Here is a 15,624-nt window from a genome sequence, read left to right on the forward strand (position 1 = left end):
CATGGCGACCGTATCGGAAACCGTTCCCAACAACGTCATGGCCAAGGCGATCAAGGAAGGCATCTTTGCAGGCGTCATCGCCTTCCTGATGTTCCTCCTGTTCGTCGGCATCGAGACCTATCAGGACATCAACAACCAGCTCGTCTGGCGCACCCGCTGGGGCCTGCTTGCAGTGTTCGTGGCAGTCGCTGCCGTCGGTCGCTTCATGACCGTCGCCTTTATCAAGCCCCATCTCGACCGTCGTAAACTTGCCAAGGCAAAAGCCGGCATTCTCGAGATTTCGGATGAGAAAAGCTTCTTCCATCGCCACTTCCTCAAGTTCGCGCTGGTCTTCCTGCTCATCTATCCATTCCTGTCGCTGCTGATCGTCGGCAAGCAGGGCTCGCTGAAATATGTCGACAACTTCGGCATCCAGATCCTCATCTATGTGATGCTCGCCTGGGGCCTCAACATCGTCGTCGGTCTCGCCGGTCTGCTCGATCTTGGCTATGTCGCCTTCTATGCGGTCGGCGCCTATTCCTACGCGCTTCTGTCATCGTATTTCGGCTTCTCATTCTGGCTGCTGCTGCCGATGTCCGGCATTCTCGCCGCGCTCTGGGGCGTCATCCTCGGCTTCCCGGTGTTGAGATTGCGGGGTGACTACCTTGCCATCGTGACGCTCGCCTTCGGGGAAATCATCCGGCTTGTTCTGATCAACTGGACCGACGTCACCAAGGGCACGTTCGGTATCTCGGGCATTGCCAAGGCGTCGTTCTTCGGCATCTGGTCGTTCGATACGGGCTCCCCGAACAACTTCGTCAAGGCCTGGGGTCTTTCGGCTTCGTCGGTCTATTACAAGATCTTCCTGTTCTACATCATCCTCGCGCTCTGCATGCTCACCGCTTACGTCACCATTCGCCTGCGTCGCATGCCGATCGGTCGCGCATGGGAAGCGTTGCGCGAAGATGAAATCGCCTGCCGTTCGCTCGGCATCAACACCGTCACCACCAAGCTCACGGCGTTCGCCACGGGCGCGATGTTCGGCGGTTTTGCAGGCTCGTTCTTTGCGACTCGCCAGGGCTTCGTCTCTCCGGAAAGCTTCGTCTTCCTGGAATCGGCGGTCATCCTGGCCATCGTGGTTCTCGGCGGCATGGGTTCGCTGACCGGTATCGCGATCGCCGCTGTCATCATGGTCGGCGGCACCGAAATCCTGCGCGAGATGTCGTTCCTGAAGATCATCTTCGGCCCCGACTTCACCCCGGAACTCTACCGCATGCTGCTGTTCGGGCTGGCGATGATCATCGTCATGCTGTTCAAGCCGCGTGGCTTCGTGGGCTCGCGTGAGCCGACAGCCTTCCTGAAGGAGCGCAAGGCCATCTCCGGCAGCTTCACCAAGGAAGGCCACGGCTGATGGCGACGGATATGACGACTATGACGAAAGACACGATCCTGAGGGTCGAGCATCTGTCGATGCGGTTTGGTGGCCTGATGGCGATCGACGACTTCTCGTTCGAAGCCAAGCGCGGCGAAATCACCGCGCTGATTGGCCCGAACGGCGCCGGCAAGACGACGGTGTTCAACTGCATCACCGGCTTTTACAAGCCGACAATGGGCATGCTGACCCTGCATCGCAGCAACGGCCGGGAGTTCCTTTTGGAACGCCTTCGCGATTTCGAGATCAACAAGGTCGCGGGTGTTGCCCGTACCTTCCAGAACATCCGGCTGTTTTCCGGCCTGACGGTTCTCGAAAACCTGCTGGTCGCGCAGCACAACGTGCTGATGAAGGCTTCGGGTTACACGATCCTCGGCCTCTTGGGTCTGCCGACCTACAAGAACGCTGCCAAGGCCGCGATCGAAAAGGCCGAATACTGGCTGGACAAGGCGGATCTGACAGACCGCGCCGACGACCCGGCCGGCGATCTTTCCTATGGTGCCCAGCGCCGGCTGGAAATTGCCCGCGCCATGTGCACCGGGCCAGAGCTTCTGTGCCTGGACGAGCCCGCCGCCGGTCTCAACCCGAAGGAATCGCTGACGCTCAACGCGCTGTTGCGCGGCATCCGCGACGAAGGCACGTCGCTGCTCCTGATCGAGCACGACATGTCCGTCGTCATGGAGATTTCGGATCACGTCGTGGTTCTGGAATACGGCCAGAAGATTTCCGACGGAACGCCTGATCACGTGAAGAACGACCCGAGGGTGATCGCAGCCTATCTCGGCGTCGAGGATGATGAAGTTGAAGAAATCGAGGAAAAGCTCGACAAGGGCATTATTGAAGAGGGGTCCGTCTGATGGCCGGTGAACCCCTTCTGAAAGTCCAGGGCGTCGAAACCTACTACGGCAACATCCGGGCCCTCGACGGCGTCAATGTCGAAGTCAACAAGGGCGAGATCGTCAGTCTGATCGGCGCCAACGGTGCCGGCAAGTCGACGCTGATGATGACGATCTGCGGCAGCCCGCAGGCCCGCAAGGGTCAGGTCATCTTCGACGGCGAAGACATCACGCAGGTGCCGACGCATCTGATTGCGCGCCGCCGTATTGCCCAGTCGCCGGAAGGCCGCCGCATCTTTCCGCGCATGACCGTGCACGAAAACCTGCAGATGGGCGCCGGTCTCGACAACCTCAAGTATTTCAAAGAGGACGTCGAAAAGATCTTCACCCTGTTTCCGCGCCTCAAGGAACGCCAGGCCCAACGCGGCGGCACGCTGTCGGGCGGCGAGCAGCAGATGCTGTCGATCGGCCGTGCACTGATGGCGCGTCCGAAACTCCTTCTTCTGGACGAGCCGTCGCTCGGCCTCGCACCACTGATCGTCAAGGGCATTTTCGAGGCGATCAAGAAGCTGAACAAGGAAGAGGGGCTCACCGTGTTCCTCGTCGAGCAGAACGCGTTTGCGGCACTCAAACTGTCCGATCGCGCGTATGTGATGGTCAATGGCAAGGTGACGATGTCCGGCTCCGGCAAGGAACTGCTCGCAAATCCCGAAGTCCGCGCCGCCTATCTCGAGGGGGGCCGGCATTGAGCACCATGATCATCATTCCGGCGACCGGGGGACACTGAGATGCAGGGCCTGTTTTTCGAAACCGATACTGGCGTGCGTTATTTCCTGCGCGCACTCGTCATGGTCCTCGGCTTCTGGACGGCGTGGCGCGCCGGCAAGGCGGTCGCAGAAGGCTGGAACGGCTATGGCCATGTCATCGCCTACACGCTGCTTCTGGCCGTCGCGATGCAGTTCATGCACTACGCGCTGTTCCAGGGACCGTTCATCAGCCCGTTCCATTACATCATCGATGTGGTGCTGCTGATGGCGTTTTCCATCTCCGGATTCCGCATTCGCCGCACCCGTCAGATGGTTCAGAACTACTACTGGCTCTATCAGCCTGTCTCCGCTTTCTCATGGAAGAAGAAAGATTGACAGTCGCTCATTTCTGACTTCAGATTGGGTTGGGTCAAATAAGAATACACCAGAGGGTGGAACATTTCTCCGGCGCAATGATGGTGGGTATTGCGTCCGGGTCCCAAAAAACCGCTCACCTAAAAACTGGGAGTAAATCAATGAAGAAGTCTCTTCTTTCCGCCGTCGCGCTGACGGCGATGGTCGCATTCAGCGGCAACGCCTGGGCCGATATCATCATCGGCGTTGGCGGCCCGCTGACCGGCCCGAATGCTGCATTCGGCGCGCAGCTGCAGAAGGGTGCTGAACAGGCTATCGCCGATATCAATGCCGCCGGCGGCATCAACGGCGAAAAGCTGGTCATCGCGCTCGGCGACGACGTTTCCGATCCGAAGCAGGGCATTTCCGTTGCCAACAAGTTCGCGTCCGATGGCGTGAAGTATGTTGTCGGTCACTTCAACTCGGGCGTTTCGATCCCGGCTTCGCAGGAAGTCTATGCCGAAAACGGCATGCTCGAAGTCACCCCTGCAGCAACCAACCCTGTCTTCACCGAGCGCGGCCTGTGGAACACGTTCCGCACCTGCGGCCGTGACGACCAGCAGGGCGGCGTCGCCGGCAAGTATCTCGCCGAGAAGTTCGCCGATGCAAAAATCGCGATCATCGACGACAAGACACCTTACGGCCAGGGTCTCGCTGAAGAAACCATGAAAGCCTACAACGCGGCCGGCAAGAAGCAGGTCATCCGCGAAGGCGTCAACGTCGGCGACAAGGATTTCTCGGCGCTGATTTCCAAGATGAAGGAAGCCGGCGTTTCGATCATCTACTGGGGTGGTCTCCACACGGAAGCCGGCCTGATCATCCGTCAGGCGAAGGATGCTGGCCTCAAGGCAACGCTCGTATCGGGTGACGGTATCGTCTCCAACGAACTGGCCTCGATCGCTGGCGATGCAGTCGAAGGCACGCTGAACACGTTCGGTCCCGATCCGACACTGCGTCCGGAGAACAAGGAACTGGTTGCCAAGTTCAAGGCTGCCGGCTTCAACCCTGAAGCCTACACGCTCTATTCCTACGCAGCCGTTCAGGTCATCGCCGAAGGCATCAAGCTTGCTGGCAGCCCTGACGACGCAGAAGTCGTTGCCAAGGCTCTCAAGGAAAAGGGTCCGTTCAAGACCGTTCTCGGCGACATGGCTTTCGACGCCAAGGGCGACCCGAAGCTCCCAGGCTACGTCATGTACGAGTGGAAGAAGGGTCCGGACGGCAAGTACAGCTACTTCCCGCAGGGCTGAGCCTTCAAGGCTTGAACCATCATTCGACAGGAAGCCCGGCCATTGGCCGGGCTTTTTGCATTGATGCCTGCAGGGTTCAGATATCGAGCTCTAAGTTTCCCGAGCTCAAACCCTGAAAATCCCATCAGAAACTTTCGGGGGTGAAACTGGCAAAGCGCGCCGCGGGAAGAGGGCCGGCGGTCATCAGTGTGAAATCGAAATTCGACTTTGCTTCCGATCCCAGAACGTATTGACGGTGCACGCGCAGGAAATCGCGCTTGATCCTGTTGTAGCGCTTGGGCGCCATCATCCGCTTGACCCTGATGAAGGCAAGCGTCGCCTGGGGTGCATCTTCATGTCCTGCAAGCGCCACGACGCGGCTCTTGTAGAAATGAATGCTGTCGGTGAGGCACTGAACCTCCAGCCAGAAGATCTGTGGCGATCGGGCAATGCGGCCGACACATTCGCGCAATGTCGTAGCGGGCCGCAGCAGCGAGCATTGCAGGATCGCGCCACCGAGCGTCACGAAGCTCACCTTGCGTTCGCTCCGAGCGGGGCCCCGCCTGAACGCATCAGGACTTTCCGCAAGCAGCATGCCGATCACGTGGGTCGCGACAGCCGATCCCATGCTGTGCGACGTGATGAGATATTCGTCCGCATCCTCAGTCAGTGCCTCGCGGACACCCTCCATGCAACTCGCCAGCCAGGCGTTGACATCGGGCCTGTCGAGATTGCCCATCGCGTCGGCCATCTCCCAGTCGGCAAACAGGTGCAGCGTGTGAAACCGCGCCATGAAGGGGAGGAGGGCGTAGCGGAACAGCGCAAGACCAAGCGGTATGCTCCACAACAGATGCAACATATTGAGCCCGAGCAGCGCGGGCAGGGCAGCGATCACGGCGGTGAGCCCAAGCGCTACCGCCACCAGCAGGAATGGAAACAGGAAAAACAGGCCGAACCGCCACGCATGCCTGAGATAGCCGGCCATGCCGCCCTGGGTGACGATGCGCAAGGCGCTTCGATAACCGTCGAGGATACGGCGCGGCAGCGGCTTGCCGTTCAGGCTGTTGACCAGCGCGCAGTGGTCGAAGATGTAGAACCGGCTTTGCGTGACGCCATCATCAGCATTCGGGGCGCGACAGATGATGTCGAAATACGCCGTCTTTGCGGTCCGCTGCAGCTCACCTGTCTGGAGATCCAGGTTCCATGTCTTGGCGCTCTGTGCCGCCGCGCGCGCATAACGGGCATGGTGCATGCCGGCGTCGAGCGGCTCGAAGCCCGGGAAATGCAGGACGACGCGTTTCCTCACCCGGTCCGCCGTCGGGGAGTTGTCTGCGTCGGTGGGCGTCTTTGCCGTCAAAGGCGATTTTGTAGTCATCACTGCGGAGTTCCGGGTGCGGCTCGTCTAAGCCGATAAGCGTGCGCGCGGATTTATCCCTTGGCATCGCCGACTGCAAGTGTCTGGCCCCGGTCGGTCCGTTTGCGTCTAGTCGGGACGATCGCCTGCGTGCAGGACATTGGCGGCCATAACTGCTGCCGAGGCGCGGTTTTCGACGCCGAGCTTGATGTAGATCTGTTCGAGATGCTTGTTCACGGTGCGGGCGGACAGACCGAGGATATCGCCGATATCCTTGTTGGCCTTGCCCTTGGCGATCCATAAGAGCACTTCCGACTCCCGTTGCGTCAGCGGAAAATGCTGGCGCAGGATTTCGTCGTCCGGCCGCTTGATGACGGCGGCCGACAGCCGGAACAGGAATTCGTCGGCGCCGATCGCGCCGAGAAACGCAAACTGCAGGCTGGTCTGCAGGTTTTCGGACAGCGAGAAGGCGGCGTTGCGGGCAAAGCCTGCCGTATCGCGCTCCGCCATCCAGGCGCCGATGCGGCCTGCGACGATCGCAATTCCGTCGTCGCTTTCCGTCGCCGCGTTCATCAGCCGCGTTGCCTGCGGCGTCGACCAGCGGATCGAGCCGTCGTTTCTGACCGCAAGCAGATGCCGGCCGGCGGCATCGAGCGCGACGCGGGCGCTCTGGGCGGAGCGGGCGTTGGAAAGATGCACCCGTATTCTCGCCCGCAGCTCGTCGATATTGATCGGCTTGCTCAGGTAATCGACGCCGCCGCTGTCCAGCGCGTTGACGACGTGTTCGGTTTCGGTCAGGCCCGTCATGAAGATCACGGGCACCTGCGCTGCCGCATGCGCCTTCAGTCTGCGGCAGGTCTCGAACCCGTCCATGCCGGGCATCACGGCGTCGAGCAGGATCAGATCGGGCGTGATGCGCTCGACGATTGAGAGGGCTGCCTGACCCGACGTGGCGATCAGCACCGAAAAGCCGGATTGCTCCAGCGCCTCGGTCAGAAAACCGAGCGTGTCGGGACTGTCGTCCACCAAGAGGACGATATCGCGCGGTGTCGTCGCGTCAGCCATCGCTCTTTTCCCGTTCTTCCAGTTCCTGTGTCTCCATGCGTTCCAGGTATTTCATGTAACCGGCCATGTCGAAGGCCTTTACATAGGTTCCGAGCTCTTCCGCGAACGGGCGGTGCGATTGGTCCGTGGCGAGATCCGCGAGCTTGGCTTCGATGCCGCGGACGTAGCCAATTTCACCGAGCCGCAGCAGATCCTGAAGATGGCCCGTCCCGGGGCTGATGACCGGCTGCTTGACCAGCGCCGAAAGCGTCAGCGCCGGCGCTTCGTCCTCGTAGACCCATTTAAGGGAGAGATGCGAGGCGAGCTTGTCGGCAAGGCGGCGCAGGTTGACGGGCTTGGACAGCGTATCGTCATGCCCTTCGCCACCGGCATCTGCGGTCGTGCCGTCGCCGATATTGGCCGAAAGCATGATCATGGGGGCCGTCTGGCCTTCTTCGCGCAACCGCGACACGAGCTGCCAGCCGCTCATGCCGGGCATGGAGATATCGACCAGAAACAGATCCGGCCGCACACCCTCGATCAGCGTCAGGCATTCCGGTCCGTCGACGGCCGTCAGGATGACGAAATCCATCGGCGCCAGCACCTCGCGCATCAGGTCACGGTGATCCTGGTTGTCGTCGACCACGACGATGGTTCGGCGCGGCCCGGTATAGGAGACGATCTTGCGCTCGGCCTCCGGCGTCGTATTCGGCCGCTCGATGGCCGAGAGCATGAGGCGCACCTTGAAGGTGGAGCCTTCACCCTTCGTACTGGCAACCGAGATTTCGCCGCCGAGCGTGTTGGTCAGAAGCTGCGTGATCGTCAGGCCGAGCCCAAGTCCCGGCATCGGCCGTATGCTTTCCGCCTCGCCGCGCTGGAACGGCTCGTAGATGCGGCCGAGATCCTTCTCCGCAATGCCACGGCCGGTATCGGTCACGGTGAAGGTGGCCACCTGACTGCGATAGGCGATCTCGAAACGAACAGTTCCCTCTCCGGTGAATTTGACCGCGTTGGAAAGGATGTTGACGAGGATCTGGCGAAGCCGCTTTTCGTCGGTGCGGACATATTGCGGAAGCGTGCGGGCGCGCACGTGTTCGAAGGCAAGGCCCTTGGCCTGCGCCTGGAGGCTGAACATCTCGACGATCTGGTCGAGGAAATCCTGGATGTTGATCTCGTTGGAATAGACCTGCAGCCGCCCGGCCTCGATCTTGGAAATGTCCAGCAGCCCGTCGATCAGGCCGGAAAGATGATCCGCGCTGCGCTTGATGACCTTGATTGCCGACTGCCGCGGGGCAGGGATGGTGTCGTCGCGCTCCAGGATCTGGGCATAGCCCAACACGGCGTTGAGGGGCGTGCGCAGCTCGTGGCTGAGGCCGACGACATACCGGCTCTTGGCGCGGTTGGCAGCTTCTGCGGTTTCCTTGGCATCCTGCAGCGCCGCATCGGTCTTCTTGTGTGCCGAGATTTCCTTGAGCAGAAGCGTGTTCTGCCGCGAGGATTCCTCCTCGGCCACCATCCGGCTGTCATGGGCCAGCACGTAGAACCAGGAAAAAATGCCGGTGATGATGGCAAAGACGAAGAAGACGATCAGGATCGTGCCGTAGATGACATCGGCATTGGCGGGTGCCGCCTCGCCCACCTGATAGGCGATCAATGACAGGATGGCGCCAATCGCCGAGATCGAGATCACAGCCGTCATCCCGTAGCGGCCAAGCCGGGTCGTCAGCTTTGCAATGACGCGTTCGGTGAGAAAGTTGCGGCCGACGGTGCCGATCTGCGCGTTCAGCCGCGCATGCGGCTTGCACATGTCGTGGCAGCGGCTGTCCAGCGAGCAGCAGAGCGAACAGATCGGCGCCGCATAGGCCGGGCACCAGGCCATGTCCTCGTGCTCGAACGGGTGTTCGCAGATCGAGCAGGTGATCGAACCGAGCGTCTTCCAGCTCTGGCGCGGCTTTCTGGCGAGATAGTATTTGCCCTTCGTGGCAAAGGCGATCGCCGGCGACACCAGGAAGGCCGTCAGTGTCAGATAGGTAGCGAGCGACGCCATCAGCGGGCCGAACAGGCCGAGATGGGCGGTCAGTGCGATGCCGGTCGCGGTGAACATGGCGCCGAGCCCGACCGGGTTGACGTCATAGAGATGGGCGCGCTTGAACTCGATGCCGGGCGGCGACAGACCGAGCGGCTTGTTGATGAAGAGATCTGCCGAGATCGTGCAGAGCCAGCTCATCGCGACGATCGAGAAGATGCCGAGCGTTTCCTCGAGCAGCCGGTAGATGCCGAGTTCCATCAGAAGCAGCGCGATGATGACGTTGAACACCAGCCAGACGACGCGGCCCGGATGGCTGTGGGTCAGCCGCGAGAAAAAGTTCGACCAGGCAAGCGACCCCGCATAGGCGTTCATCACGTTGATCTTCAGCTGCGACACGACCACGAAAGCCGCCATCAGCATCAGCGCCGCGGTTTCGTTGGGGATCATGTAGCCGAACGCGGCGAGGTACATGTGGGCGGGATCGGCCGCGTCCTCGACCGGCACGGCGCTCGAAAGCGTCAGCACGGCGAGGAAGGAGCCTGCGAGAAGCTTTGGCACGCCGACCAGAACCCAGCCGGGTCCGGCCAGAAACACGGCGAACCGGTGGCGCCATTTGCGCTGCCCTTCCGGCGGCAGAAAGCGCAGGAAGTCGACCTGCTCGCCGATTTGGGGCATCAGCGCCAGGATGACGGCCGACGCTGCCCCGAACTCCACCAGATCGAACGGCGCGGCCCCGCCGACTTCGCCGTTCGAATGGCCGATGCCGGCAAAGGCGCGCCAGAGGTCGAATTTCTGCCAGTCCATAAAGGCGATGAAGACAAAGGGCAGAATGTTGAGGATGATCCAGAACGGTTGGGTCAGAAGCTGGAAGCGCGAGATCAACTGCACGCCGTAGATGACCAGCGGGATCACCACCGCGGCCGAGATGATATAGCCGATCCAGGGCGGAATGCCGAAGGCGAGATCTAGCGCGCCGGTCATGATCGACGCCTCGATCGCAAACAGCATGAAGGTGAAGCTCGCATAGATCAGCGAGGTGATGGTGGAGCCGATATAGCCAAACGAGGCGCCGCGGGTGAGGAGATCGATATCGACCCCGTGGCGGACCGCATAGCGGCTGATCGGCAATCCCACGACGAGCATGACGAGAGCTGCCACCAGAATGGCGAAAAAGGCATTGGTGGTGCCGTAGGAGAGCGTAATCGCCCCGCCGATCGCCTCCAGTGCCAGAAACGAGATCGCACCGATCGCTGTCTGCGAAATCCGGCTCGACGAAAACCGCCTAGCGCTCTTTGCGGTAAACCGCAGCGCATAGTCTTCCAGCGTCTGGTTTGCGACCCAGCGATTGTACTCACGGCGAACCGGTATGATGCGTTGGCGTGCTGCCATGCCTAAAAACGATCGCCTTTATCGGGGAGACTGATATTTAGGCAGTTTCGACTTTGGTGCGGGGTTTTGCAAGGGCGGTTTTACCGCCGCTCACACCTCGCTTCGCTTCAGCAGATAATCCAGCCCACCGGCGCGATACCAGCGATAGCCATAGGGCTCGATCACGATGTGATGCTTGCCGTTGTCGTCCGCTGTGCTGTCCGAGTCGTCGGCGATATCGATCAGGTTGCGCCCCGCATCCTCGAGGCCCACGTCGAAGGTGATCTCCACCGGCCGGTCGTGGAAATTGTGGAGGATCACCAGCGCGTTGTCGCGCCAGTCATAGCGCATGGCGAGCACACCGTCATCGCCGGTGTCGAGGCATTCGAATGTGCCCCAGCCGATCTCCGGTGCTTCCTTGCGCATTCGGATCATCCGCTCTGTCCAGTTGAGCATGGAATCGGGATCGCGACGCTGGATGGCGACGTTGACGTGGTCGAAGCCGTAGGGTCCCTCGTGGATAACAGGCAGGATCGGTTTGTCGCTCTTGGTGAAGCCGCCCTGAGGCTCGTTCGACCACTGCATCGGCGTGCGGGCGCAGTTGCGCTCGGGCAGCGACAGGTCGTCGCCCATGCCGATTTCGTCGCCGTAGCGCAGAACCGGTGTGCCGGGCAGGGAATACATCAGGCTGTAGGCAAGCTTCAGGCGGCGCGGATCGCCACCGAGCATCGGCGCCAGACGACGGCGGATGCCGCGGTCGTAGAGCTGCATGTCCTTGTCCGGACCCATTTTGTCGAACACTGTCTGGCGCTGCTTGTCGGTCAGGCGGCCGAGGTCGAGTTCGTCGTGGTTGCGCAGGAAAATGCCCCACTGGCCGGTCGCCGGGCGTTCCTTGGTGTCGTTCATTGCCTTCGCCAGTGGCCTCACGTCTGCGCTGGCCATCGCGTAAAACAGCGACTGGTTGACGTGAAAGTTGAACATCATCTGCATCCGGTCGCCGTCGTCGCCGAAATATTGCAGGTTCTCCTTCGGAACGACATTCGCTTCGGCCAGAATGATGCTGTCACCCTGGCGCCATTGCAGGAATTCGCGGAAGGACCGCAGCATGTCGAACTGCTCCTTCGGCTTTTTCACGTCGGCGCCCTTTTCGGCAATCACGAAGGGCACTGCATCCATTCGGAAGCCTGAGACGCCGAGCTGCAGCCAGAAGCCCATGATCTTCAGGATCTCGGCCTGCACATGCGGGTTGGCGGTGTTGAGATCCGGCTGGAATTCGTAGAAGCGGTGGAAGTAGTACTCGCCGGAAGCTTTGTCGCGCGTCCAGGTCGTCTTCTGGATGCCCGGAAACACCATGCCTTCATCGGCATTGGCCGGTTTCGTCTTCGACCATACATACCAGTCGCGGTAGCGCGAATTCTTGTCGGCACGGGCTTCCTCGAACCAGGGATGTTCGTCCGATGTGTGGTTGACGACGAGATCGATCAGGACACGAATGCCGCGTTGCTTGGCACTGTGGGTGAACTCGACGAAATCGCCGAGCGTGCCGTAGCGGGGATCGACGTTGTAATAGTCGGAGACATCATATCCGTCGTCGCGGCCGGGCGAGGCCTGGAACGGCATCAGCCAGATCGCTGTTACCCCAAGGCCGGCGAGGTAATCCAGGCGCCGCTGCACCCCTTGAAAATCACCGACGCCGTCGCCGTTGGAATCCATGAAGGTTTCAACATTGAGGCAATAGAAGACGGCATTTTTGTACCAGAGGTCGTTGATCACGGGATGCTCCACGGCTTCGATCGATCCGGGGCAATTGCATCAGACGTTGAATTGTTCCCGTCCGAGTGTGAGTTTGCGATCAAGCGTCGGAAAATGCCCTATCAAACCGGTGTAATAACGCTTGCTATTTTACCCGGATCAGAGGCTATGCTTCACCATCAACATGAGGAGATAGGTCATGGCCAAGGGTCAGGTACGCGGCAACAAGGAAACGCGCAAACCCAAGAAGGACAAGGCCGCTCCAGCGGCTGCGCCGACTTTGGGTTCGCAGGTCAAGTCGGCCGAAAGCAACACCAAAAAGAAGTAATCCGCGCCGTCGTCATGCCGCGGTCTCCTTGGTCGCCGGCAGACACAGGACGGCTTCAAGACCTCCCATATGCGACCGGGAGAGGCTCAGCTTCCCGCCGTAAGCATTTGCGATGTCGCCGGAAATCGCCAGGCCAAGGCCTGTTCCGGCGCCATCGTTGTCTTCCTCCTGCTGGCCGCGGACACCGCGCTTCAGCATGGAGGCGTAACGCTCCGGCGTGACGCCCGGGCCATCGTCCGCGATACGCAGCAACACCATCCCGCCGTCGCCCCTCGATGCCGTCAGCGCGATGCGCCGTCTTGCAAAACGGACAGCGTTGTCGAGAATGTTGCCGATCGCTTCGGCCGCATCGGCCGGGTCCGCCTGGACCGTGAGCGCCGGATCGATGTCGAGCTCCCAGTCGATCCCGCGGTTTTCTGTGACGGGCGACAGCACGCTCACAAGCTTTCCCGAAATGCCGAGAAGCGATGTCGTCGCCATCTGTTCGACGCCCATTCGTGCGGCCTGCAACTGCCGGTCGGCGCGCTGGCGCACCAGCTCGATCTGCTGCAGGGCCGTTTCGCGACGGGCGCCCGGCAAATCTTCGACGAGATGGGACAGAACGGTCAGAGGCGTCTTCAGGCCATGTGCAAGATCGCTTGCCCGGGCGCGCGCCCTCTCGACGGCATTTTCCCGCTCCGACAGAAGAAGGTTGATCTCGTTGACGAGCGGCGTGACTTCGCTTGGCCCCTGCGCACCGATGCTCGGCAGGCGACCCGCCCGGATATCGGCTACATCTTGGCGCAGGCGGGAAAGCGGCCTCAGACCGACGAGGCTCTGGAGGAGTGCGGCAAGGAAAAGCAGGGCACCGATGGCGATCAGCATCATGACCAGGGGCCGGTGATAGGTGGCGAGCGCTTCTTCCATGTCGTTCTTGGAGAAGGCGGTGTAGAGGGTGAAGCGCTGCAGGGCATCGCCTTCGCCGATCGACATCTCCCTGACCGTGATCAGGATCGGGCCACCATCGGGTCCCTCGGTCTGGTAGAAGCCGCAATAGAGATCGGGAGAAAACAACTGCCGCGAAAGTTCCTGGTCCCAAAGCGAGCGCGAGCGCAGCGGAGGTTTCCCGTTGGCTGGCGATATCTGCCAGTAGAGGCCACCGGCCGGGATCTGGAAGCGTGCATCGGACGGCTCGCTGGCCAGGGAGAGACCGTTCTGCTGAATGGTCAGCCGGGCGCCGAGCGCGTCCGAGACGGCCGTCATCTCCGCGGAATACTGGTCGGCGACATAATCCTCGAACAGGTGACCGAGCACGAACCAGGCGAGCCACAGGGCCACACCGATCGATATCAGGGCGCCGATTGCCAGCCGGAAACGCAGGGAGCGGATCACGGGCGTTTCTCCGGCAAGACATAGCCAAAGCCGCGGCGGGTCTCGATCGCGTCGCTGTCAGTTTTCTTGCGCAAGCGGGCAACCATCGCCTCGACGGCGTTCTTGGCGGCGTCGTCGTCGCGGCCCTGAACCTGGCTTGCAAGCTCCGCCGGTGTCAGGACGGCGCCCGGGCGGTCGATGAACAGCGAGATCATACGGTATTCCAGAGGGCTCAGATCCAGCTCGCGTCCGTCGAACGTCACACGGCGGGCCTGCTCGTCCAGCGTGAACCGGTCGGCCGATTTGACGCGGGCCTGAACCTTGCCGGTTCGGCGAAGCAGGGCCTTCAGGCGGGCGAGCAGCTCCTCGCTGCGAAACGGTTTCGGCAGGTAGTCGTCGGCGCCCGCGTCGAAGCCATCGACGCGTTCCATCCAGGACCCGCGCGCCGTCAGTACGAGGACGGGCGTATCGACGCCGCTTGCCCGCCAGCGCTTGAGAATTGAAAGCCCGTCCATCCCCGGCAGGCCGAGATCGAGGATGATGGCTGCATGGTCGCCTGTCTCTCCCCGTTCCCAAATGGCTGGTCCGTTCGACAGCGTTTCGACAAAATAGCCCTCGCGACTGAGCTTCTCGACGACGAGCGCTGCGATCTGGGCGTCGTCTTCGGCAAGCAGGATCTTCATGATATCAACCGCCTCCCAGAAGCGAGCCGCTTCTCGCATCGACCCGCAGGGTGCGGATGGCACCAGCGTTGTCGCGCAGTTTCAGTTGGTAGACGTCGCGCGACTGCGAGCGGCTGAGACGGATGTCGATGATGCGACCATATCTGGTCGCGTCGATCTTTCTCAGCATCGTCTTTAGCGGCATGATCTGACCGCTGCGAACCGCATCGCGGGCCCGATCGGAATCGTTTGGGCCATAGCCGCCCCCCGATGCGTCATGGCTTCCCGCACCGTCCTTGCCGTCGTCATCACCGCCATCGTCATCGCCGCCGTGGTTATCGCCATCATCGCCACCGCCGTCATTGCCCGAGCCGGAAGATCCGCTGCCATCGCCGCCGCCGTCGCCATCCTTGGCGAATGCGGGCGCAACGGGTGCGACAATCGCCGACCCGAGTGTGGCCGCGAGCAGCGCAGCAAGACAGATACGACGGGTCACGCCCATTGATACTCCGGATAGGACTGTGTGGCAGCGCTTTTGAGCCGCGAAACACTACTCTGCCATGATGGCGATGTTGCTGCAAACGGCCGCACCCCCGCCGGCATCCGGCGGGGGTGCGGACAGTGGTCGGACAAAGCCTATTTGTGGCCGCCGCGCGTGCCGCCCTTGTGGTCGTTCTTGTTGTGGTTTGCAGAGTCATCGCTGCTCTTGCCGCCGCGCTTTCCGCCCTTGTCGTCGTTCTTGTCATGGGTCGCGGCGTCATCGCTGCTCTTTCCGCCGCGCTTTCCGCCCTTGTCGTCGTTCTTGTCATGGGTTGCAGCGTCGTCGCGGCTCTTGCCGCCGCGCTTGCCACCCTTGTCGTCATTGGCATCATGGTTCGGACCATCGTCCGCACCCTGGCGGGCAAAGGCTGCGGATGTGCCGGCAAAGGGAACGGCTGCCTGGACCAGTGGCAGCGAAGCGGTGAGGGCGAGTGCGGCGGCGAAGGTCGTCAGAGCAAGTTTCGTTTTCATGGCATGTTTCCTCTCGTATTTGGTTGACGAGTGCAGAATGCCATCGGGGCCCTGACAGGCCACTGAGTGCCGCTGTCAGCAAACTGTCAGACT

General features: G+C 61.3%; 14 protein-coding genes. 6 read left to right on the forward strand and 8 right to left on the reverse strand.

Features of this window, described 5'->3' with window-relative positions:
- The first annotated feature begins 1 nt into the window (after position 1).
- The 5 genes from livM (at position 2) to AC0JZ8_RS10750 (ending at position 4,654) form a co-directional block, all read left to right on the forward strand.
- The gene (livM, locus tag AC0JZ8_RS10730) at positions 2–1,390 is read left to right on the forward strand and encodes a high-affinity branched-chain amino acid ABC transporter permease LivM (protein WP_184653801.1); all 1,389 of its coding nucleotides are present in this window, start codon (positions 2–4) and stop codon (positions 1,388–1,390) included.
- Positions 1,390–2,268, forward strand: coding sequence for an ABC transporter ATP-binding protein (locus AC0JZ8_RS10735; protein ID WP_062455210.1), 879 nt, complete (start codon positions 1,390–1,392; stop codon positions 2,266–2,268). Before livM ends, AC0JZ8_RS10735 begins: the two co-directional genes overlap by 1 nt.
- Positions 2,268–2,996 carry an ABC transporter ATP-binding protein gene (locus AC0JZ8_RS10740; protein WP_062455212.1) on the forward strand — a complete coding sequence of 243 codons (729 nt, stop codon included), beginning with the start codon at positions 2,268–2,270 and terminating at the stop codon, positions 2,994–2,996. The genes AC0JZ8_RS10735 and AC0JZ8_RS10740 overlap by 1 nt, the downstream gene beginning before the upstream one ends.
- A gap of 39 nt (positions 2,997–3,035) precedes the next feature.
- Complete coding sequence (locus AC0JZ8_RS10745; protein ID WP_062455213.1) at positions 3,036–3,389, forward strand: DUF6867 family protein; 354 nt, start codon at positions 3,036–3,038, stop codon at positions 3,387–3,389.
- A 140-nt stretch (positions 3,390–3,529) separates the two neighbouring features.
- Positions 3,530–4,654 (forward strand): branched-chain amino acid ABC transporter substrate-binding protein, encoded by a 1,125-nt coding sequence (locus AC0JZ8_RS10750; protein ID WP_062455215.1) that lies wholly within the window; start codon positions 3,530–3,532, stop codon positions 4,652–4,654.
- Positions 4,655–4,778: 124 nt separating this feature from the next.
- Here the strand turns inward: AC0JZ8_RS10750 and AC0JZ8_RS10755 are convergent, their stop codons facing one another.
- From AC0JZ8_RS10755 to AC0JZ8_RS10770, 4 genes are all read right to left on the reverse strand, one after another.
- Positions 4,779–6,008: a hypothetical protein gene (locus tag AC0JZ8_RS10755; RefSeq protein ID WP_471893355.1), complete on the reverse strand. Its 1,230-nt coding sequence runs from the start codon at positions 6,006–6,008 to the stop codon at positions 4,779–4,781.
- Positions 6,009–6,116: 108 nt separating this feature from the next.
- Positions 6,117–7,052 (reverse strand): response regulator transcription factor, encoded by a 936-nt coding sequence (locus AC0JZ8_RS10760; RefSeq protein ID WP_174196322.1) that lies wholly within the window; start codon positions 7,050–7,052, stop codon positions 6,117–6,119.
- Positions 7,045–10,449, reverse strand: a complete 3,405-nt coding sequence (locus AC0JZ8_RS10765) for a hybrid sensor histidine kinase/response regulator (protein ID WP_471892467.1) — start codon at positions 10,447–10,449, stop codon at positions 7,045–7,047. The genes AC0JZ8_RS10760 and AC0JZ8_RS10765 overlap by 8 nt, the downstream gene beginning before the upstream one ends.
- Before the next feature lie 90 nt (positions 10,450–10,539).
- Positions 10,540–12,201 carry an alpha-amylase family protein gene (locus tag AC0JZ8_RS10770; protein ID WP_471892468.1) on the reverse strand — a complete coding sequence of 554 codons (1,662 nt, stop codon included), beginning with the start codon at positions 12,199–12,201 and terminating at the stop codon, positions 10,540–10,542.
- Between the two features lie 178 nt (positions 12,202–12,379).
- Between AC0JZ8_RS10770 and AC0JZ8_RS10775 the strand changes: the two genes are divergently transcribed.
- Positions 12,380–12,508, forward strand: a complete 129-nt coding sequence (locus AC0JZ8_RS10775; RefSeq protein WP_256413792.1) for a hypothetical protein — start codon at positions 12,380–12,382, stop codon at positions 12,506–12,508.
- 12 nt (positions 12,509–12,520) lie between these two features.
- On the opposite strand, the gene AC0JZ8_RS10780 is transcribed toward AC0JZ8_RS10775, so the two are convergent.
- The 4 genes from AC0JZ8_RS10780 to AC0JZ8_RS10795 all read right to left on the reverse strand — a co-directional run bounded on the left by AC0JZ8_RS10780 (position 12,521) and on the right by AC0JZ8_RS10795 (position 15,531).
- Positions 12,521–13,879: a sensor histidine kinase gene (locus tag AC0JZ8_RS10780; protein WP_471892469.1), complete on the reverse strand. Its 1,359-nt coding sequence runs from the start codon at positions 13,877–13,879 to the stop codon at positions 12,521–12,523.
- Positions 13,876–14,541: a response regulator transcription factor gene (locus AC0JZ8_RS10785; protein WP_471892470.1), complete on the reverse strand. Its 666-nt coding sequence runs from the start codon at positions 14,539–14,541 to the stop codon at positions 13,876–13,878. Before AC0JZ8_RS10785 ends, AC0JZ8_RS10780 begins: the two co-directional genes overlap by 4 nt.
- 4 nt (positions 14,542–14,545) lie before the next feature.
- On the reverse strand, positions 14,546–15,022 hold the full coding sequence (locus AC0JZ8_RS10790; protein ID WP_471892471.1) for a PepSY domain-containing protein: 477 nt from the start codon (positions 15,020–15,022) through the stop codon (positions 14,546–14,548).
- A gap of 134 nt (positions 15,023–15,156) precedes the next feature.
- Positions 15,157–15,531 (reverse strand): hypothetical protein, encoded by a 375-nt coding sequence (locus AC0JZ8_RS10795; protein ID WP_062455229.1) that lies wholly within the window; start codon positions 15,529–15,531, stop codon positions 15,157–15,159.
- Positions 15,532–15,624: the final 93 nt, after the last annotated feature.

Source organism: Velazquezella soli, assembly GCF_977018685.1.

What these genes read in the sequence shown, in the direction of transcription:
- livM (WP_184653801.1), top strand. Translation starts at nt 2, where the DNA reads ATGGCGACCGTATCGGAAACCGTTCCCAACAACGTCATGGCCAAGGCG.
- AC0JZ8_RS10735 (WP_062455210.1), top strand. Translation starts at nt 1,390, where the DNA reads ATGGCGACGGATATGACGACTATGACGAAAGACACGATCCTGAGGGTC.
- AC0JZ8_RS10740 (WP_062455212.1), top strand. Translation starts at nt 2,268, where the DNA reads ATGGCCGGTGAACCCCTTCTGAAAGTCCAGGGCGTCGAAACCTACTAC.
- AC0JZ8_RS10745 (WP_062455213.1), top strand. Translation starts at nt 3,036, where the DNA reads ATGCAGGGCCTGTTTTTCGAAACCGATACTGGCGTGCGTTATTTCCTG.
- AC0JZ8_RS10750 (WP_062455215.1), top strand. Translation starts at nt 3,530, where the DNA reads ATGAAGAAGTCTCTTCTTTCCGCCGTCGCGCTGACGGCGATGGTCGCA.
- AC0JZ8_RS10755 (WP_471893355.1), bottom strand. Translation starts at nt 6,008, where the DNA reads ATGACTACAAAATCGCCTTTGACGGCAAAGACGCCCACCGACGCAGAC.
- AC0JZ8_RS10760 (WP_174196322.1), bottom strand. Translation starts at nt 7,052, where the DNA reads ATGGCTGACGCGACGACACCGCGCGATATCGTCCTCTTGGTGGACGAC.
- AC0JZ8_RS10765 (WP_471892467.1), bottom strand. Translation starts at nt 10,449, where the DNA reads ATGGCAGCACGCCAACGCATCATACCGGTTCGCCGTGAGTACAATCGC.
- AC0JZ8_RS10775 (WP_256413792.1), top strand. Translation starts at nt 12,380, where the DNA reads ATGGCCAAGGGTCAGGTACGCGGCAACAAGGAAACGCGCAAACCCAAG.
- AC0JZ8_RS10785 (WP_471892470.1), bottom strand. Translation starts at nt 14,541, where the DNA reads ATGAAGATCCTGCTTGCCGAAGACGACGCCCAGATCGCAGCGCTCGTC.
- AC0JZ8_RS10790 (WP_471892471.1), bottom strand. Translation starts at nt 15,022, where the DNA reads ATGGGCGTGACCCGTCGTATCTGTCTTGCTGCGCTGCTCGCGGCCACA.
- AC0JZ8_RS10795 (WP_062455229.1), bottom strand. Translation starts at nt 15,531, where the DNA reads ATGAAAACGAAACTTGCTCTGACGACCTTCGCCGCCGCACTCGCCCTC.